Origin of the sequence: Streptomyces sp. WMMB 322 (genome assembly GCF_900090145.1) — a bacterium.
Classification (GTDB): Bacteria; Actinomycetota; Actinomycetes; order Streptomycetales; family Streptomycetaceae; genus Streptomyces.
Genome location: NZ_FMHI01000003.1, coordinates 276548 through 295068, shown reverse-complemented (window position 1 = coordinate 295068; position 18521 = coordinate 276548). Strand labels below are relative to the sequence as shown.

The window sequence follows — 18521 nt, the reverse complement described above, 5'->3', positions numbered from 1 at the left end:
GGTGACCTTTGCTGCCAGGTATGACACCTGATACGCGGCGTGAGTCGGGAATCGTCCGGAGAATAGTGACCGGCGGGCTCGCAGCAGCCGTATCCATATGCGGCTTCGCCGGTTCGGCGTCGGTCAACAGCCGGCCCCACGACCTGGCACCGGCGTCCGACGGCGTCGGGCGCAAGGAGAGCCCGGGACACGAGCGCCATGAGCTCAGCCGGGCGGCGCACTCCTATGCACGTCCCATAACGAAGTCCGCCCGCATATCCGCACGGTGGGGAGTCCCCGGAGGGTGGGCGGCGGGCCACCACACAGGCGTCGACTTCGCCGCCCCCGTGGGCACCCCCGTGCGGTCCGTCGGCACCGGCAGGGTGGAACTCGCCGGGGAGGCCGGCTCATACGGCACAGCCGTGATCGTTCACATGAAGGACGGGAAGCACGTCCTCTTCGCACACCTCTCGAAGGTCACCGTACGGCCGGGGCGCGTCGTCCGCGCGAACACCGTGCTCGGTGAATCCGGCAACAGCGGCCGCTCGACCGGCCCTCATCTGCACTTCGAGGTACGCCAGGAACGGGGCTACGGGACCGAGGTGGACCCCGTCAACTACCTGGCCCGGCACGGAGTCCGTATCGCCTAGTCAGCGAGGCGTCCCGCCGGGCCAGCATGAGGCCCTCACCGGAGAAGCGTCCCGGTGAGGGCCTTGCCACGTTCCAGCGGCTCGATGCCCCGCGCCCCTGCGGTTCGCTGCCCAGGGCCGCTCGCCGGCCCCGGTCACTCCCTCATGGGCGGCTGCGGGCGGTGCCGTTGGCCATGGCGGTTCGCGCGACCGTCGAGAGCAGTGTTCCGATGACGACACCGATCACCAGATAGACGCCCGCAGTGCCGGCCTTCGCCGCCCAGCTCGCATCGGAAGTGAAGGGCAGCAGCATCACGGCCGCGGTGGCCAGCGCGATGATCCACCCGAGGAAGCGCCCCGGCTGCGGCGTCGCGAGCACCAGCAGATTTAGCACGGCGGTGGCCGCGAGGGCTGCGAGCGCCGCACCCAGTGCGAGCTGTCCCGTGGAGGTCAGTTCCATCGTGCTGTCCTGCTCGGGCGCGAAGACGGGGATGTCCAGCACACCGCGTACGAGCAGCAACGCGACGGCCGACGCGAGCGCGGCCACCAGCGCGACGAGGACGCCGCCCGCCCACAGCCGCACAAAGCTGACGCGCCGGCGGCCGCCGGGGGGACGGTCGTGGTCGAAGCCGTTCGTCCGTTTCTCGGGTACGTACGTCCCGGGATCCCGGTACGGGTCGGGATAGCGGGCCGCAGGACCGTAGTAGCCCCCGGTGGGGTCGAAGGCCTCGAAAGGGGGGTCCTGCCCGCGGCCGGTGTACGGTCCGGGCTCCTGATCCTGGCCTTCGCGGTCAGGCTGCGCGGACTGCCCGGGGCGGTCGGGGCGGTCGGGCCGGCCGGACGGTCCGGGCTCGCCGGGCCGCCCCGACGGGCCGGGCCGCCCTTCCCGGCGGCGCCGGCCGTGCGGGCTGCGAGGGTCCTGAGGGCCGTTCGGGTCGTGTGGACCTGCCATGGATATCGAGTCCTCTCCCTGGGCCGCACCGGACCGCAGTCCGTTCCCACCAGGCTCGGTCCGCCCCGCGGCCACCGCATCCCCAGCGGCGGCACCGCTCACCCAGGCGGCTGTACCCGTCCGCGCTCCGCACACGCGAACCCGGCCCCGCACCGCCGGATTCGCTGCTCACGGCGCCCCGCGAGCGTGCGCGGCTCTCCTCGGACCCGTCTCGGCCGGACATCCGTCCGGGACGGAGTTCTCGGCGCCGTCGCGCGGAGTCCGGGTCCGGCCCCGCGCACGAAAGGCTCCGGCCCGGGCTTCCGAGGCGAGGACCTCGGTCAAGGAGGGCGAACCGTGCCGCACGGCCGCCGTCGAGAAGCGCAGCGGGCAGGAGGGCGCCGACGGCCGTGGGTCCCGAAACCTCCTCAGTCGTCGGGGAGTTGAACAGACGTCACCAATTACTGACATCCCGCAACACATCCGGGATGCCGTACAACCAGTCACCAGGGTGATGAGTCACATCATCGCCACCCCCCGTACACACGATCCGCACACGGAGAATCATGAAGATCCGCACATCGGCCACCGCGGTCGTCACGGCTGCCGCCCTGGGGATGGCGCTCGCCCCGACCGCCGCTCTCGCACACGACGGCGGGCACCCCTTCAAGAACTGCACCGCCGCCTACGACGCCGGGTACTCGAACATCGCCGAGGGCGACTCGCACTACGGCAGGCACCTCGACCGCGACGGCGACGGCATCGGCTGCGACAAGCCGCCGGCCGGCTTCGTGCCCGCCAAGGACCGCGACAAGGGCGACGAGTCCGGCACGGGCACCGGGGACGCGGCGGGCGAGACCCCCGCCAAGACCGGCGGGGACCTGGCGGAGACCGGCGGCAGCAGCGCCACTCCGTACATCGCCGCCGGGGGCGGGCTGGTGCTCGCGGCGGGTGCGGTGGTGCTCGTCGCCACGCGCAGGCGCCGCGCCGAAAGCTGACCGCAGGCCTTCCGGGGTTGTCGTACAGGTCACCGACGTGACTTGGTACGCCGCCTGACGGCGACGCAGTCACGAGCGAGGCCTCGCCGCAGAAGCCGGCGGGGCCTCGCCGCATGCGTCCTGTCCCGGGACCGTCCGGTACGGCGGAGCCCGCGCGTCCACCCTGCTCGCGCGCGCCCGCGCGTACGGCCCTCCGCGCGCTGCCGCCGCGCACCGTCCGCCGCGACCGAAGAGGGCGAAGCTCCCGTGGTCGGTTCCCCCGGTGTTACCGAACCCGGCGAAGAAAAAGCCCCTGACCCGAGTTTCCCCAGGTCAGGGGCTTGATCCTGCAGGGTGAATGACGGGACTTGAACCCGCGACATCCTGGACCACAACCAGGTGCTCTACCAGCTGAGCTACATCCACCACGACCGGCTCGCTCTTCCCTCCGGCCGAGAAAGAGTGTACAGGGTGCGTCAGGGTGCTCGCGTACGGGTTCCTGGCGGTGCGACGGCCCCGGGAGACCGCACGGCGCTTATGCCGCCGACGTGCCGCCGCCCCTAAACGGGCGGCACCACGTGCTTGGCCGCGATCTTCTTCGCGCTGTCCGCGTCCGGGCCGGGCGGGGGTACGAAGACCGCCTCCCGGTAGTAGCGCAGCTCCGCGATCGACTCGCGGATGTCCGCGAGGGCGCGGTGGTTGCCGTTCTTCGGCGGGCTGTTGAAGTACGCCCGCGGGTACCAGCGGCGTGCCAGCTCCTTTATGGAGGACACGTCGACGATGCGGTAGTGGAGGTGGGCCTCCAGATCGGCCATGTCGCGGGCGAGGAAGCCGCGGTCGGTGGCGACCGAGTTGCCGCACAGCGGGGCCCTGCCCGCCTCCGGCGCGTACTTGCGCACGTACTCCAGGACCTGCGCCTCCGCGTCGGCAAGGGTCGTCCCGTCGTCCAGCTCGTCGAGGAGGCCCGAGGCGGTGTGCATCTCACGGACGATCTCCGGCATCGAGGCCAGCGCCTGTGCCGGAGGGCGGATGACGACGTCCACGCCTTCACCGAGTACGTTCAGCTCGGAGTCGGTGACCAAAGCGGCCACCTCCACGAGCGCGTCGTCGGACAGCGAGAGGCCCGTCATCTCGCAGTCGATCCACACCATGCGGTCATTCATGCGTTTCACCCTACGTCCCCACCGTCAGCCACGGCCCCGCTGCCCGGGCACCCTGGGGGCCCAGGCGTCCGATTCGGGCTTGCCCGGGTCCGAGCCCTCCTGCGGGGAGTCGCGGTGAACGCGGGAGGCGTCGCGCAGATCGCGTGCCGCATAGTGGTTCGCCGCATGGAGCATGCCGTGATGGCCGCCCGCCGAGTTCCCCATGCCGCCCGGGACCGCCGTGTCGTTCTGGTGCGCCGTGGCAGCGCCGCGTCCGCCCCCTTCTCCGCTGCCCGTTCCTCCTTCGTCGCCGCCGTGGCCGCTGCCCCCGTTGCCGCTCTCGGGCCGCCGGATGCGGTAGGCCGCCCGGTACGCGGCCGGCGACGAGCCGAGCTGCCGCCGGAAGTGGCCGCGCAGCGCGACGGGGGAGCGGAAGCCGCAGCGTCCGGCGACCTCGTCGACCGAGTAGTCGGAGGTCTCCAGCAGCCGCTGCGCCTGGAGGACGCGCTGCGTGATCAGCCATTGCAGGGGTGCGCTGCCCGTCAGGGAGCGGAAGCGCCGGTCGAAGGTCCGCCGGGACATGTAGGCGCGCGCGGCCAGCGTCTCCACGTCGAACTGCTCGTGAAGGTGCTCCAGTGCCCACGCGACGACCTCGGCGAGCGGGTCGGCACCCATCTCCTCGGGTAAAGACCGGTCCAGATGCCGTGAACCGGCTCCGCTCTCGGCGCCGTTGCCGCGGCGCGGAGGCACCACGAGCCGCCGGGCGAGGGCACCGGCCGCTTCCGAGCCGTGGTCGGTGCGTACGACGTGCAGGCACAGGTCGATGCCGGCGGCGGTGCCGGCGGAGGTGAGGATGTCGCCGTCGTCGACGAAGAGTTCGCGCGGGTCGACGTGGACGGACGGGTAGCGCTTGGCGAGCGTCGGCGCGTACATCCAGTGGGTCGTGGCTGGACGTCCGTCCAGCAGACCTGCGGCGGCGAGCACGAAGGCTCCGGTGCACAGCCCGACCAGGCGTGCTCCTTCCTCGTGCGCCCTGCGCAGGGCGTCCAGGGCGGCGGCGGGCGGCGGCTGGGTGATCGACCGCCACGCGGGGACGACGACGGTGCCGGCGCGCGAGAGTGCGTCCAGCCCGTAGGGAGCGCTCAGTTGGAGCCCGCCGGTCGTACGCAGCGGCCCGTCCTCCCCCGCACACACCAGAAGCCGATAGCGGGGTACCCCGGCGTCCTGGCGGTCGATGCCGAAGACGGAGAGCGGTATGGAGCTCTCGAAGATGGGACCTCCGCTGAACAGCAGCACCGAAACGATCTCTCGGCGCCGCCGTGCGGCCAGCTTGCGGGTCGTCGCCGGGCCGTTCGTCGAGTCCTGATGGCTCTTTGGAACGCTCACCGGAAGTCAGCCCCCCTCAATCGTCGCGTCCTCTCGGTCCTGCACGTTTCCCCCGCGGCGAAAGCCAAGATCGAATCTACTGTGTCGGACGTTGCCGGCGGGACAAGTTCGACACTCGCCGCTATGTCGACATGGCAACTTGGCGTGAAGCATTCGATCACGAAGCGTTCCATTCGGTGACGCCACTGGGAAGTGCGCATGCCGTCCCTGCCCCGCCGCCATAGGAGCCACACGTGCCCGTCGGTCCTTTCCTTGCAGGTGGCGAGGGGTGGTGAAGTTGTCGTCTCAACTGCCGTGGCCAGTAACAAAATTGGCCGAAAAATACGGGGGCCGCACGTGGGATTCGGACACGCCCCAAACGTGCGCCGTCATACACCGGCGTACGCCGGTGTGAATTCGCCGTTATGACTGACCGGGAGTCCCCCAGTAGCGTCCGCCCCTGTGCAACCCCGTGCCGGTGCGGCTGTGGCGGCCCCGGTGTGACCCCGGGCCGCCGGCGCCGAACCGTTCGGGACCGCGCTGTGCGTGCGCGTACTCGGACAGACGCAGCAGCACTCCGCACGCTGCCGTGACGACGGTGAGCCCGGCGGCCGTGCCCAGGACCGTGAAGAACCGGACACCGCACACCAGCAGTGTCAGCGGAACCAGGACGCAGGTGAAGGCGCCCCAGCGGACGAGCCCCGAGGCGGAGGCGGAGGTGCGGGCCGCCGGCTCCGCGTCAGGATCCCGTCCGTCGTCGTGCCGCCAGGCGGGGAAGTCGGGGCGGAGCTGGTCCGGCGGAAGCCGGCGGCTTCCGCCCTGGCGGTGGTTCCGAGTGGGCACGCTGGGATAACGCGGAGCCGGGCCGGACGTAACTGGAGCTTGTAACTCAACGTGTCCGGATGCTTGTTGTGCGTAAGCACCGGGGCCTGGCGTTGCGTGATGCTGCTCCCTCAGGCATGCTCCGGGGTCAGCCCGTTACGGCCAGTGCCTCCCGGCGCCCCTGGGCAAGGGGGGAGTCTGGTCGTACCCTTACGGGTAGAAGGCTGGAGAGAGGGTCTTCGGGCCAATCACTGGCCGGATCCTTCCGGGTGTTCAGCGCCCCTTTCCCGTACGGAAGCTCACAGTCAACCGCCGCTCCCTCCGCACAGAGGACTCCCTTCGCCGAGACACAGATGGCCGGACACGAGATCCCCGAACCAGCGGACCGCAAGCAGGTCGCCGATCACAGTGCGACCGATGAAGCGGCGGAAGAAGCACGCCACTCGTGCGATCCGGCGTTCCAGCACGGGGTCGTCGTAGGCTTCGACGGGTCCATGTCGAGCGAACGTGCCCTGGCCTATGCGATCGGGATGGCCTACCGGTCCGGCTCGGGACTGATCATCGTCCATGTGGCCAACAGGCTGCCCACGACGGTCTGGGCGGGCTGCGAGCCGCCCGTCTTCGTGGATGTGCCGGACCACCGCACGGAGGTGCTCGGCCTCGAACTGGCCTGTGCGGAACACCTTTCCGAGGTTCCCTGGATCCTCGTCGAGCGGGGCGGCGACATCTGCCACGAACTGGAAGAGGTCGGGCACGAGTACGAGGCGGACGCCATCGTGGTCGGTTCGACGCACGGCCTCGCGGGACGGATCTTCGGCTCGGTGGCCGGGCGCCTGGCGCGGCGGGCCGAACGTCCCGTCGTGGTGATTCCGTGACGACTCTGCTGCCCGCGGGTCCTCAATCGTCCACTGTGCACGCCGAGTTGGTGTTTGTCCGGCGCTGAATTTCCTCAACTCGCATGTGGATTGTGCGCTTGTGAGGGGCATATACGGGGCACGAGCCACTTCAAGCGTCAACAGCGTGCTGTCGCACGGGAGGTGACGGTCCCGTGGGACGGCAACCTGCCGGCGTTATGGGCGACGCCGGCAAGGTCCTGTCCGGGTGATCTTTGAGGATCAGCCCACGGCGTCAGATGCGGTGCATCGCAAGATGGAGGATCGTCCTCGTACTGGGCGTACTTGGGCGACTCCGACAACGCAGCGAGGTGCCGTAGCTGTCGTCGGGGGCCCGAGAAGATCGGCCGGACAGGGCCTAGGGGAGGCGGAATCCCGCGTGGTTGGTGGCCCGCGCGGGATTCCGCCCACCGCTGTCGTGTGCCTGCGCCGCCGTTACTCGACAGTGACGGACTTCGCCAGGTTCCGCGGCTTGTCGATGTCACGGCCGAGCGCCAACGCCGTGTAATACGCGAGAAGTTGCAGCGGAATGCCCATCAGCACCGGGTCCAGCTCAACCTCGTTGCGCGGCACGACGATCGTGTGGTCCGCCTTCTCCTGCTCCTGGTGCGCCACAGCGAGGATCTTGCCGCTGCGGGCCTTGATCTCCTCCAGCGTCGCCCGGTTCTTGTCGAGGAGTTCGTCGTTGGGAAGGATCGCCACCGTCGGCACGGCGGGTTCGATCAACGCGAGCGGACCGTGCTTGAGCTCGGAGGCCGGGTAGGCCTCGGCGTGGATGTACGAGACCTCCTTCAGCTTCAGGGACGCCTCGCGGGCCACGGGATAACCCCGCACGCGGCCGACGAACATCATGCTCTTCGCCTGCGCGTAGTCCTCCGCCAGCTTCTTGATGTCGTCTTCCGCGCGCATGATCTCCTCGATCTGCCCGGGCAGACGGCGCAGTCCCTCGATGATCCGCTTGCCGTCCGCCACGGACAGGTCGCGGATGCGGCCCAGGTGCAGTGCGAGCAGCGCGAACGCGACGGCGGTGTTGGTGAAGCACTTGGTCGACACGACGCAGACCTCCGGCCCGGCGTGCACGTACACGCCGCCGTCCGTCTCGCGCGCGATCGCGGACCCCACGACGTTGACCACGCCCAGCACCCGGGCGCCCTTGCGCTTGAGCTCCTGCACGGCGGCGAGCGTGTCGTAGGTCTCGCCGGACTGGCTGACCGCGATGTAGAGGGTGTCCGGGTCGACGACCGCGTTGCGGTAGCGGAACTCGCTGGCGGGCTCCGCGTCCGCGGGTACGCGTGCCAGCTCCTCGATCATCTGGGCGCCGATCATGCCCGCGTGGTAGGCGGAGCCGCAGCCGAGGATCTTCACCCGGCGCATGCTCCGCGCCTCGCGGGCGTCGAGATTGAGGCCGCCGAGGTGGACCGTCGCGAAGCGCTCGTCGATGCGGCCGCGCAGCACCCGGTCGACCGCGTCGGCCTGCTCCGCGATCTCCTTGTGCATGTAGGTGTCGTGACCGCCCATGTCGTAGGACTCAGCGGCCCACTCCACCGTCTCCGGCGAGGTCGAGGTGCGCGAGCCCTCGGTGGTGTACGTGCGGTAGTCGTCGGCCTTGATCGTGGCCATCTCCCCGTCGTCCAGGGTGACGACCTGGCGGGTGTGGGAGACGAGCGCGGCGACGTCGGAGGCGACGAACATCTCGTGCTCGCCGATGCCCAGCACGACGGGCGACCCGTTGCGCGCCACCACGATGCGGTCGGGGAAGTCGGCGTGCAGCACGGCGATGCCGTAGGTGCCCTCGACCAGGCGCAGGGCTTCCTGGACCTTGGCCTCGAGACGTTCGGCCTGTGCGCGGGCGATCAGGTGGGAGAGGACCTCGGTGTCGGTCTCGGAGACGAATGTGACCCCGTCGGCGGTGAGTTTGGCGCGCAGCTCCGAGGCGTTGTCGATGATGCCGTTGTGGACGACGGCGACCTTCTCGTCCGCGTCGAGGTGCGGGTGGGCGTTGACGTCGTTGGGAGCGCCGTGCGTGGCCCAGCGGGTGTGCGCGATACCGGTGGTGCCGGCGAACCGGGCCGGTACGCGCTCCTCCAGGTCCCGCACTCGTCCCTTGGTCTTGGCCGTCTTCAGGCCCGCGTTCTTGCCCGTGCCGCTGCTGTGGATGGCGATGCCGGCGGAGTCGTATCCCCGGTACTCCAGCCTCTGCAGACCCTCCAGCAGGAGCGGGGCAACCTCGCGTTGGCCGATATATCCCACGATTCCGCACATATTGGCTGTTGCCTCTCCTCGTCGGTTTCCACTTTGTGGTGGGCTGGTCGTCGCTTGCTGTGTGACTGTGCCGGGTGCCGGTCGCGTCCGTCAGCCGCCGGCCGTCGCCGGTGTGCGGCGAAGATCCTCTTCGTACGTCATCCGTAGACGATGCGGCGCAGCTGCCGCAGTGAGAGATCCGGGGGTGCCACCGCTCGGTGCGGCAGCTCTGACGAGATGCGGGCGAAGATCTGCGTGTTGTTCTGACCTCTGGACTGCAGCTCGCGGTGGCGTCGGCGTACGAACTCCTCGGTCGACTCGTCGAAGTACGCCAGGACGTCCATGACGATCCGGGCCGCTTCACCGCGGTGGAGCGGTGTCGTGCGGACCAGATGGTCGATGAGGTCGTCGTGGACCGGCGTACGCACTTCCAGCACCCTTTGATATTGCGGGCTCGGCGAGAGGAACGCAAGAAACCTGCCCGATATCGGGCACGTGTCGCCATAATGACTGTGCGTGATTCACTGGCCACACATCACGGAACTCTGGGCGGCGTCATGAAGCGCCGCAGCTGAGGGGAGCGGAGGGGCCGGGAGGGCAGACGGCGAGTGGTCTACACCTTGACCCGGGGTGAGCGGCGCGATACACGTGTGTCCGTTCGTCTGCTCCACGTACAAGCCATGGCAACGCAGCGACGCTGCGCGCGCCCCCATGCACGACGCCCACCGAAGGGACCGCTCGTGAGACGAATCCGGCCGCTGTTGCTGTGTGCCGCTCTCCTCGCAACCGTCCTTCCCGCTTCCCTCACGACCCCCGCCGCGGCGGCCGACGACGACCCCGGGCGTCACACCCGGCAGCCCACGCCGCTGAACCAGGTGGTGCCCGCTCCCGAATCGGTGAAGGAGGGCGGCGGGCCCTTCACCGTCACCGAGCGGACCGTGATCCGCGTGACCGCCTCCTCCCGTGAAGCGCACCGCGTCGGGGAGCAACTCGCCGCGCTGCTGCGCCCGTCCACCGGCTACCGGCTGCCTGTCACTGCGAGACCCGGGCGCAACGGCATCCAACTGCGGCTCGGCGGCAAGAAGTCGGACAAGTCCCAACTGGGCGCCGAGGGTTACCGGCTTCAGATCTCACCGCGGGCGGCCGTGATATCCGCGCCCACCGGTGCGGGTCTCTTCCACGGCATGCAGACGCTGCGTCAACTGCTGCCGCCGCAGGTCGAGTCGCGCACCCGGCAGCCCGGCCCGTGGCAGGTGGCCGGCGGCACCGTGAGCGACAGGCCGCGCTACGCATACCGGGGCGCGATGCTCGACGTCTCCCGGCACTTCTTCGGCGTCGACGAGGTCAAGCGCTACATCGACCAGCTCGCCATGTACAAGATCAACAAGCTGCATCTGCATCTCTCCGACGACCAGGGGTGGCGCATAGCCATCGACTCCTGGCCGCGGCTGGCGACCTACGGCGGCGGGAGCGAGGTCGGCGGCGGCCCCGGCGGCTACTACACCAAGGCCGACTACCGGGAGATCCTGCGGTACGCGGGCGAGCACGAGATGACCGTCGTGCCCGAGATCGACATGCCCGGGCACACCAACGCGGCGCTCGCCTCGTACGCCGAGCTCAACTGCGACGGCGTCGCCCCGCCCCGATACACCGGCACAGAGGTCGGCTTCAGCTCGCTGTGCGTACCGCTCGATGTGACGTACGACTTCGTCGACGACGTGGTGCGTGAGCTGGCCGCGATGACGCCCGGCCCGTATCTGCACATCGGCGGGGACGAAGCGCACTCGACCAGCCACGAGGACTACGTCGCATTCATGGAGCGTGCACAGAGGACCGTGGCGAAGTACGGGAAGACCGTGATCGGCTGGCACCAGCTCACCGGCGCCGAGCCCGCCGAGGGCGCGGTGGCGCAGTACTGGGGGACGAGCGGAGCGGCCGACGAGCCCGAAGTGGTGGAGGCCGCGAAAAAGGGGACGCGGCTGATCCTCTCCCCGGCCGACCACGCCTACCTCGACATGCAGTACAACGAGGACACTCCGCTGGGACTGCACTGGGCCGGTTACGTGGAGACGGAGCAGTCCTACGACTGGGAGCCCGGCAGCTACATCAAGGGCGCGCCCGCCGGTGCCGTGATGGGGGTCGAGGCGCCGTTGTGGTCGGAGACGCTGGAGAAGAGCGAACACATCGAGTTCATGGCATTCCCGCGGCTTCCGGGGATCGCCGAGCTGGGCTGGTCGCCCGCCTCAGCTCACGACTGGGACGACTACCGGGTTCGGCTTGCGCAACAAGGGCCGCGCTGGGACCGATTGGGGATGGAGTACTGGCGCTCGCCGCAGGTGCCGTGGCCTGCCCGCTGAGTATCGGAGCCGGCTGGCGGGCCGGGGGAGGGTGCCCGGCCGCGGCGGCGGGTGACGGTCCTGGCCGCGGGGCGGGGTGACGGTGCCTGGCCGTCACGGGCGGCTGTGTCCGAACTGCCTGTCGGAGGGGCCTGCGTCGGCATGGCTTGGCGGGAGGCTCGCGCCGGGAGGGCCGCGCGCCGTGGGGGCCGCGTCGGCGCGATCCTGTCAGAAGCGGTCGAGGACCGCCTTCTTGGCCGAGGCGAACTCCTCGTCGGTGAGGACCCCTTCGCGGTGCAGCTCGCCGAGTTGGCGAAGACGGCGCAGCAGACCGTCGTGGTCTTCGGCGCTCGCGGACCCGGCCGAGCCCGCGGAGACGTGGTCCTCACCCTTTGTGAGCGACGGGGGCCGGGCCTCGTCGCCCGCTGCCGCCGGCCGCTGCGAGGCCGGATGCGGCAACCGAGCGGTGACGGCGGCGGCCAGCAGCACGGAGCCGCCCGTCTCACGGGCCTGGCGAATGCCCCACAACAGCAGGCAGTTGGGGTCGTGCTCCGGCTTGAGAAGGGCGTGCTCGCCCTTCGGGTGGAAGCGCAGCGAGCCGTTCTCCCAGCCGACTGCCGGTGTCCACTCGACCCGCTCCAGCTCCTTGAGGGGCAGGGTGCGCGAACCTGCATGGGACTTGGCCTCGTTGGCCATCCAGTTCCATTCCAGCTGAACGCGTTCGCCGTCGAATGAGGCCGTGCCATCCGTACCCCCCGCCGTCAGCGGAACCGCGGGCCCCGGCAGCAGATAGCGGTCGCAGGGCGTGTCCGGGACCTCGTCCAGCAGCAGGGCGCGGCGGACTTCCTCCACGAAATACTCCGCGACCCCGTCCCCCACGACGTGCTGCTCCCCGCGTGGCTGGCGGCCTCCGTCCCGCTCCACCGTGAGCTGGTACGGATCCGAGGCGTCCGGCAGCCGCGCGCTCGCCACCTGGGCGAGCGGGTCCGCGCCTTCGCGAAGGCGCAGCCTGAGCCGGCCGCCCTTCTTCCCCGGTTCGTATGCGATACCGGCGACAGCCAACAGGGGCACCACCACCTCACCCAGTGACCTGCGCAGGGGAGAGGCCTGCTTCCCCGTCGCAGGGACGATGCGGACGGCCTCGCCGTCGAACGTCCAGGTACCGCTTCGCTGGATGATCTCCGCCATGCGGTAATTATCCGACGCCGAGCTCCCTGGCCACCAGCATGCGCTGGACTTCGCTGGTGCCCTCGCCGATCTCGAGGATCTTCGAGTCGCGCCACATGCGGGCCACCGGGTATTCGTTCATGAAGCCGTAGCCGCCGTGGATCTGCGTGGCCTCGCGGGCGTTGGTGACCGCGATCTCCGAGGAGTAGAGCTTCGCCAGAGCCGCCTGCTTCTTGAACGGTTCGCCGACAAGCAGCCGGGACGCGGCGTCGCGCCAGGCGACCCGGGCCGTGTGCGCGCGCATCTCCATGTCGGCCAGCTTGAACTGGATGGCCTGGTTGGCGCCGATCGGCTTGCCGAAGGCGTGCCGGCTGTTGGCGTACGCGACGGATTCGTCGACGCAGCCCTGCGCGAGGCCCGTGGCCAGAGCGGAGATGGCGATGCGCCCCTCGTCGAGGATCCGCAGGAACTGGGCGTAGCCGCGGCCCTCTTCGCCGACCAGGTTGGCCGCGGGGACGCGTACGTCGGAGAAGGAGAGTTCACGGGTGTCCGAGGCGTTCCAGCCGACCTTCGAGTACGGGGCGGCGACCGTGAACCCGGGGGTGCCGGACGGCACGATGAAGCTGGAGATGAGAGGCGCCCCGTTGTCCTTGCGGCCCGTGACGGCGGTGACGGTGACCAGCCCGGTGATGTCCGTACCGGAGTTGGTGATGAAGCACTTCGTGCCGTTGATCACCCAGTCCCCTGTCTCCTCGTCCTGCTCGGCGGTGGTGCGCGTGCCGCCGGCGTCGGAGCCGAAGTCCGGTTCTGTCAGGCCGAAGGCGCCGAGGATCTCCCCGGAGCACAGACGCGGCAGCCACTCGCGCTTCTGCTCCTCGGAGCCGAAGCGGAAGATGGGCATGGCGCCGAGGGAGACGGCAGCCTCCAGGGTGATGGCCACCGAGGAGTCGACTCTGGCCAGCTCCTCGAGGGCGAGACAGAGCGCGAGATAGTCGCCGCCCATGCCGCCGTACTCCTCGGGGAAGGGCAGCCCGAACAGGCCCATCTCGCCCATCTGGCGCACGATTTCGTACGGGAACTCGTGCCGCTCGTAGAACTCGCCGATTTTTGGGGCGACAACCTTCTGGGCGAACTCCTCGACGGTGCGGCGGAGTTCCTCGTGCTCGGAGGAGAGGCGGTGGTCGAGAGACATGATGGTCACTGCTCCTTGTGGGAGTTCGGGTGGGAGCCGCCGGTGTCCGCGCCGGTGAGCGCTCGCACGGTGCGTGAAGGGCTGGGGCGGCCCAGACGGTCCGCCATCCAGCCGCTCGTGGCCGTCAGGCGGGCGAGATCGACCCCGGTCTCGATGCCCAGGCCCTGGAGCATCCAGACGAGGTCCTCGGTGGCGAGATTGCCGGTGGCGCTCCTGGCGTACGGGCAGCCGCCGAGACCGCCTGCGGAGGCGTCGACGGTGGTCACCCCGTGCCGGAGCGCGGTGAGCGTGTTGGACAGCGCCTGCCCGTAGGTGTCGTGGAAGTGGACGGCGATGCGGTCAGCGGACACGCCCGCGGTTGCCAACTCGCCGAGCAGCGCCGTGACATGACCCGGTGTGGCGACGCCGATGGTGTCGCCCAGGCTCAGCTCGTCGCAGCCCATGCCGAGCAGCGCGCGGCACACCTTGACCACCTGAGCAGGCGGTACGGGGCCCTCCCACGGGTCACCGAAGCACATCGAGACGTAGCCGCGGACCCACTGGTCCTCCGCCTTGGCGCGGGTGACCACCGGCTCGAACATCGCCAGCGACTCCTCCAGGGACCGGTTGAGGTTGGCCCTGGCGAAGGACTCGGTGGCGCTCGCGAAGACAGCGATGTGGCGGCAGCCGTGCGCGACGGCACGGTCCAGGCCCCGTGCGTTGGGCACCAGCACCGGAAGCCGTACGTCGTCCGGGATGTCGGCGAGCAGGGGCATCAGCTGTTCGGCGTCGGCGAGTTGGGGCACCCACTTGGGGTGCACGAAGCTCGTCGCCTCGACGGTCTCCAGCCCCGCCTCGCGCAGCCGGTGGATGAACTGGGACTTCACCTCGACGGGGACAGTCGCCTGCTCGTTCTGCAACCCGTCCCGCGGGCCCACCTCGTGGATCCGCACCTTCGCCGGCAGCCCGTCGTCGCCGAAGCGCATGGGCAGGCCCTCGATCACGCCTCCGCCTCCTTCTCCGCCGGGTCGTGCGCCGCGGGGTGCGGTTCCACGACGGCGAGTACCTGATCCATGGCGACGGTGCTTCCCGCCGTGACGTCCAGCTCGGTGACCGTGCCGTCGTAGGGGGCGGTGATGACGTGCTCCATCTTCATCGCCTCGACGACGAGCAGGCTCTGGCCCGAGGTGACCTTGTCGCCCTCGGCGGCCTTCACCACTGTGACCGTGCCGGGCATGGGCGCCGTGAGGGCGTCGGCGCCGTGGGTGCCCGCACCGCCGCGGAGGGCGGCCGCGACCGGGTCGTGGTCCTGTACGTGCCAGCTGTCGCCGTCGCGGCCCAGCCAGTGGCCCGACTCCGAGGCGGCGTGGGCCAGCCGGAAGGTGGCCCCGCCCCACTCCACGAGCAGACCGTGTGCTCCGGCCCCTTCCCGCAGCCGTGCCGTGCGCGGCTCGCCGTCCCCCACACGGACCCGCACTTGGTCGGTTCGCTCCGCGGGGGAGCGGCCCGCCACGCGGACGGCCACCGGGTCGTGACCGGGCACCTTCAAGTGGTGCACGGTCCAGGCCGGTTCACCGCCGAGGCGCCAGCCCGAAGGCGTCGAGAACGGGTCGGTCCAGCCGGACTCCGCGGCCCGCGGTTCGAGCGCCGCCTGCCGCAGCAACGCCGCCGCCGCGTAGACCTCTTCGGGAATCCGCCGGGGCACCAGCGACGCCGCGGCACGGTCCACCAGACCGGTGTCGAGGTTGCCCGCCGCGACGTCGGCGTGCCCCAGCAGGCGCCGCAGGAAGCCGGTGTTGGTCTCCACGCCGAGCACGGTGGTCTCCGCGAGCGCGGCGCGCAGCCTGCGCAGCGCGGTGGGCCGGTCCGGGCCGTGGGCGATGACCTTGGCCAGCATCGGGTCGTACGTCGTGCCGACCTCGGTGCCCGGAAGCAGACCGGAGTCCGTGCGTACGTCCCGGCCTTCCGCTTCGTGGAGCAGCAGCACCGTGCCCGCCGACGGCAGGAAGTCGACCTTGCCGCCCTCCGAGCCGGAGGCGGGGCGGAGAAGAGCCGTCTCGGCGCAGATGCGCGCCTCGACCGCGTGGCCGCTGAGGCCGATGCCGGCCTGGCCGAAGGGCAGTTCCTCGCCCGCCGCTACGCGCAACTGCCATTCGACGAGGTCCACACCCGTGATCATTTCCGTCACGGGGTGCTCGACCTGGAGGCGTGTGTTCATCTCCATGAAGTAGTAGGGGCGCAGGGTGCTGCCGCCGGTCCGGGTCTGCTCGCCGCCCGGGACGATGAACTCCACCGTGCCGGCGCCCCGGTAACCACAGGAGCGGGCGGCCTCAACCGCGGCCTCGCCCATCGCGGTGCGCGTCGCCTCGTCCAGCAGCGGACTCGGCGCCTCCTCGATGATTTTCTGGTGGCGGCGCTGAAGGGAGCATTCGCGCTCGCCCAGATGCACCACGTTGCCGTGCCCGTCGGCGAGGACCTGGATCTCGATGTGACGCGGCGAGTCGATCCAGCGCTCCACGAGCAGAGTGTCGTCACCGAAGGAACCGAGGGCCTCACGCCGCGCCGCCGCGATCTCTTCCGCCAGCGCCGCCTCGTCCCGTACCAGCCGCATGCCCTTGCCGCCGCCGCCCGCGGACGGCTTCAGCAGCACCGGCATGCCGATCTCCCGGGCGGCGGCGGCCAGTTCGGCGTCGTCGAGACCCGAACCGGACGACCCCGGCACGACGGGAACGCCCGCAGCCCGCACCGTCTCCTTGGCGCGGATCTTGTCGCCCATCAGGTCGATGGCCGTCGCGGGCGGGCCGACGAAGACCAGCCCGGCATCCGAACAGGCCTGCGCGAACGGCGCGTTCTCCGCGAGGAAGCCGTAGCCGGGGTGGACGGCCTGTGCGCCGCTGCGCTTCGCCGCGTCCAGCAGCCGCTCGGCCGACAGATAGCTGGCGGAGGCCTGCGCAGGTCCGATGCGCACCGCCTTGTCCGCCTCCCGCACGTGGCGGGCCTCGGCGTCCGCGTCGCTGCAGACGGCGACGGAGGTGATGCCCAGCTGCCGCAGAGTGCGGATCACCCGCACCGCGATCTCCCCGCGGTTGGCAACCAGCACGGTGTCGAACATGGTCACAGTCCCATTCCTCACAATGCAGCCGTCACATACGGAAGACGCCGAAGCCCGGCTCCCCGGGCCCCTTCGCCGGCAGAGGTGCGTTGGCGCACGCGGTGAGCGCGAGACCCAGTACGGTCCGGGTCTCCAGCGGGTCGATCACCCCGTCGTCCCAGAGCCGGGCCGTCGCGTAGTAGGCGTTGCCCTGCTCCTCGTACTGGGCGCGCACGGGCGCGCGGAAGTCCGCCTCCTCCTCGGCGCTCCACTCCTCGCCGCGGGCCTCCATCTGGTCCCGCTTGACGGTCGCGAGGACGGCGGCCGCCTGCTCGCCGCCCATCACGGAGATCTTCGCGTTCGGCCACATCCACAGGAAGCGGGGGCTGTAGGCCCTCCCGCACATCGAGTAGTTGCCCGCGCCGTACGAACCGCCGATGACCACAGTCAGCTTCGGCACCCTCGTGCAGGCCACGGCCGTCACCATCTTCGCGCCGTGCTTGGCGATGCCGCCCGCCTCGTAGTCGCGCCCGACCATGAAGCCGGAGATGTTCTGCAGGAAGAGGAGGGGGATGCCGCGCTGGTCGCACAGTTCGATGAAGTGGGCGCCCTTCTGGGCCGATTCGGAGAAGAGGATGCCGTTGTTGGCGACGATGCCGACCGGGTGGCCGTGGATCCGGGCGAACCCGGTGACCAGCGTCGTCCCGAACTCGGCCTTGAACTCCTGGAACCGGGAGCCGTCGACCACACGCGCGATGACCTCCCGCACGTCGTAGGGCGTGCGCGAGTCGACGGGCACCGCGCTGTAGAGCCCCGAAGGGTCGACGGAGGGCGGCTCCGGCGCACGCACGGACCAGGGCAGCGGGCTCCGCTCGGGCAGGGTGTCCGCGATGCGCCGCACGATGCGCAGCGCATGGGCGTCGTCCTCGGCGAGGTGGTCCGTGACGCCGGAGACCCGGCTGTGCACCTCGCCGCCGCCCAGCTCCTCCGCGGTGACGACCTCTCCGGTGGCCGCCTTCACCAGCGGGGGGCCGCCGAGGAAGATCGTCCCCTGGCCCCGCACGATCACCGCCTCGTCGCTCATGGCCGGGACGTAGGCGCCGCCCGCCGTGCACGAGCCGAGCACCGCTGCGATCTGCGGGATGCCCGCACCCGACATGCGCGCCTGGTTGTAGAAGATCCGGCCGAAGTGCTCGCGGTCGGGGAAGACGTCGTCCTGCATCGGGAGGAAGGCGCCCCCCGAGTCGACGAGGTAGACGCACGGCAGCCTGTTCTCCAGGGCGATCTCCTGGGCGCGCAGGTGCTTCTTCACGGTCATCGGGTAGTAGGTGCCGCCCTTGACGGTTGCGTCGTTGGCGACGACGACCACCTCGCGCCCCGAGACCCTTCCGATCCCGGCGATCACACCGGCCGCCGGTGCCGCACCGCCGTACATCCCCTCCGCCGCGAGAGGAGCGATCTCGAGGAAGGGGGAGCCCGGGTCGAGCAGTGCGTCCACCCGGTCGCGCGGGAGGAGCTTGCCCCGCTCCGTGTGCCGTGCGCGGGCGCGCTCGCCGCCGCCCAGCCTGGCCGCGGCCAGCTTCTCCCGCAGCTGTGAGTTCAGCTCGCGGTGCGCCGCCTCGTTCGTCCGGCAGGCCTCCGAAGCCGGGTCGATGCTGCTGACCAGCGCCGGGCCCGTCTCTCCGCCCGACGGGACAGCTGCCCGTCCGGGTGCCGGCTGCGGCTGCTCGTACCTCACCTCGCGCCCCCTCGCCCTCTGCTCATGACTGCGGCTGCT

15 protein-coding genes and 1 tRNA gene are annotated in these 18521 nt (G+C 70.5%); 4 read left to right on the top strand and 12 right to left on the bottom strand.

All coding sequences use genetic code 11. The annotated features are described in order from the left end of the window. Positions 1–20: 20 nt before the first annotated feature. On the top strand, positions 21–629 hold the full coding sequence (locus tag H180DRAFT_RS07140; RefSeq protein ID WP_079099909.1) for a M23 family metallopeptidase: 609 nt from the start codon (positions 21–23) through the stop codon (positions 627–629). 142 nt (positions 630–771) lie between these two features. Here the strand turns inward: H180DRAFT_RS07140 and H180DRAFT_RS30055 are convergent, their stop codons facing one another. Beyond that, complete coding sequence (locus H180DRAFT_RS30055) at positions 772–1560, bottom strand: DUF6069 family protein (RefSeq protein ID WP_199822474.1); 789 nt, start codon at positions 1558–1560, stop codon at positions 772–774. Positions 1561–2105: 545 nt separating this feature from the next. Here H180DRAFT_RS30055 and H180DRAFT_RS07130 point away from each other — a divergent pair. Then, a complete protein-coding gene (locus H180DRAFT_RS07130) occupies positions 2106–2537 on the top strand; it encodes an excalibur calcium-binding domain-containing protein (RefSeq protein ID WP_055485120.1) in 432 nt (143 codons plus the stop codon). Positions 2538–2869: 332 nt separating this feature from the next. Here H180DRAFT_RS07130 and H180DRAFT_RS07125 read toward each other — a convergent pair. From H180DRAFT_RS07125 to H180DRAFT_RS07110, 4 genes are all read right to left on the bottom strand, one after another. Next, positions 2870–2942: transfer RNA gene (locus tag H180DRAFT_RS07125), tRNA-His, on the bottom strand. A gap of 134 nt (positions 2943–3076) precedes the next feature. Next, complete coding sequence (gene orn / locus H180DRAFT_RS07120; protein ID WP_055485119.1) at positions 3077–3679, bottom strand: oligoribonuclease; 603 nt, start codon at positions 3677–3679, stop codon at positions 3077–3079. 24 nt (positions 3680–3703) lie between these two features. Then, positions 3704–5044 (bottom strand): helix-turn-helix domain-containing protein, encoded by a 1341-nt coding sequence (locus H180DRAFT_RS07115; RefSeq protein WP_055485118.1) that lies wholly within the window; start codon positions 5042–5044, stop codon positions 3704–3706. A gap of 402 nt (positions 5045–5446) precedes the next feature. After that, the gene (locus H180DRAFT_RS07110; RefSeq protein WP_175437731.1) at positions 5447–5866 is read right to left on the bottom strand and encodes a hypothetical protein; all 420 of its coding nucleotides are present in this window, start codon (positions 5864–5866) and stop codon (positions 5447–5449) included. 332 nt (positions 5867–6198) lie between these two features. Here H180DRAFT_RS07110 and H180DRAFT_RS07105 point away from each other — a divergent pair, with 332 nt between their 5' ends. After that, entirely contained in the window at positions 6199–6720 is a 522-nt protein-coding gene (locus tag H180DRAFT_RS07105; protein ID WP_055485117.1) for a universal stress protein, read from the top strand. A 453-nt stretch (positions 6721–7173) separates the two neighbouring features. Here H180DRAFT_RS07105 and glmS read toward each other — a convergent pair whose 3' ends face one another. Beyond that, positions 7174–9000 (bottom strand): glutamine--fructose-6-phosphate transaminase (isomerizing), encoded by a 1827-nt coding sequence (gene glmS, locus H180DRAFT_RS07100; protein WP_055485116.1) that lies wholly within the window; start codon positions 8998–9000, stop codon positions 7174–7176. 137 nt (positions 9001–9137) lie between these two features. Then, a complete protein-coding gene (locus tag H180DRAFT_RS07095; RefSeq protein WP_028436244.1) occupies positions 9138–9416 on the bottom strand; it encodes a hypothetical protein in 279 nt (92 codons plus the stop codon). A 303-nt stretch (positions 9417–9719) separates the two neighbouring features. Here H180DRAFT_RS07095 and H180DRAFT_RS07090 point away from each other — a divergent pair, with 303 nt between their 5' ends. Beyond that, positions 9720–11336: a beta-N-acetylhexosaminidase gene (locus H180DRAFT_RS07090; protein ID WP_055485115.1), complete on the top strand. Its 1617-nt coding sequence runs from the start codon at positions 9720–9722 to the stop codon at positions 11334–11336. 207 nt (positions 11337–11543) lie between these two features. On the opposite strand, the gene H180DRAFT_RS07085 is transcribed toward H180DRAFT_RS07090, so the two are convergent. From H180DRAFT_RS07085 to H180DRAFT_RS07065, 5 genes are read right to left on the bottom strand one after another with little or no spacing between them, the layout of a single operon-like run. Then, the gene (locus H180DRAFT_RS07085) at positions 11544–12503 is read right to left on the bottom strand and encodes a DUF4429 domain-containing protein (protein ID WP_055485114.1); all 960 of its coding nucleotides are present in this window, start codon (positions 12501–12503) and stop codon (positions 11544–11546) included. A 7-nt stretch (positions 12504–12510) separates the two neighbouring features. Beyond that, positions 12511–13674, bottom strand: a complete 1164-nt coding sequence (locus tag H180DRAFT_RS07080) for an acyl-CoA dehydrogenase family protein (RefSeq protein WP_055485287.1) — start codon at positions 13672–13674, stop codon at positions 12511–12513. A gap of 5 nt (positions 13675–13679) precedes the next feature. After that, on the bottom strand, positions 13680–14639 hold the full coding sequence (locus H180DRAFT_RS07075) for a hydroxymethylglutaryl-CoA lyase (protein WP_074466683.1): 960 nt from the start codon (positions 14637–14639) through the stop codon (positions 13680–13682). 14 nt (positions 14640–14653) lie between these two features. Then, on the bottom strand, positions 14654–16765 hold the full coding sequence (locus tag H180DRAFT_RS07070) for an acetyl/propionyl/methylcrotonyl-CoA carboxylase subunit alpha (RefSeq protein WP_055485286.1): 2112 nt from the start codon (positions 16763–16765) through the stop codon (positions 14654–14656). Positions 16766–16796: 31 nt separating this feature from the next. Next, positions 16797–18410: a carboxyl transferase domain-containing protein gene (locus H180DRAFT_RS07065; protein ID WP_055485285.1), complete on the bottom strand. Its 1614-nt coding sequence runs from the start codon at positions 18408–18410 to the stop codon at positions 16797–16799. Between the last annotated feature and the right edge of the window lie 111 nt (positions 18411–18521).

Excerpts from the sequence above, each read along its gene's own strand:
- H180DRAFT_RS07140 (WP_079099909.1), top strand. The coding sequence starts at position 21 with ATGACACCTGATACGCGGCGTGAGTCGGGAATCGTCCGGAGAATAGTG.
- H180DRAFT_RS30055 (WP_199822474.1), bottom strand. The coding sequence starts at position 1,560 with ATGGCAGGTCCACACGACCCGAACGGCCCTCAGGACCCTCGCAGCCCG.
- H180DRAFT_RS07130 (WP_055485120.1), top strand. The coding sequence starts at position 2,106 with ATGAAGATCCGCACATCGGCCACCGCGGTCGTCACGGCTGCCGCCCTG.
- orn (WP_055485119.1), bottom strand. The coding sequence starts at position 3,679 with ATGAATGACCGCATGGTGTGGATCGACTGCGAGATGACGGGCCTCTCG.
- H180DRAFT_RS07105 (WP_055485117.1), top strand. The coding sequence starts at position 6,199 with ATGGCCGGACACGAGATCCCCGAACCAGCGGACCGCAAGCAGGTCGCC.
- glmS (WP_055485116.1), bottom strand. The coding sequence starts at position 9,000 with ATGTGCGGAATCGTGGGATATATCGGCCAACGCGAGGTTGCCCCGCTC.
- H180DRAFT_RS07085 (WP_055485114.1), bottom strand. The coding sequence starts at position 12,503 with ATGGCGGAGATCATCCAGCGAAGCGGTACCTGGACGTTCGACGGCGAG.
- H180DRAFT_RS07080 (WP_055485287.1), bottom strand. The coding sequence starts at position 13,674 with ATGTCTCTCGACCACCGCCTCTCCTCCGAGCACGAGGAACTCCGCCGC.
- H180DRAFT_RS07075 (WP_074466683.1), bottom strand. The coding sequence starts at position 14,639 with ATGCGCTTCGGCGACGACGGGCTGCCGGCGAAGGTGCGGATCCACGAG.
- H180DRAFT_RS07070 (WP_055485286.1), bottom strand. The coding sequence starts at position 16,765 with ATGTTCGACACCGTGCTGGTTGCCAACCGCGGGGAGATCGCGGTGCGG.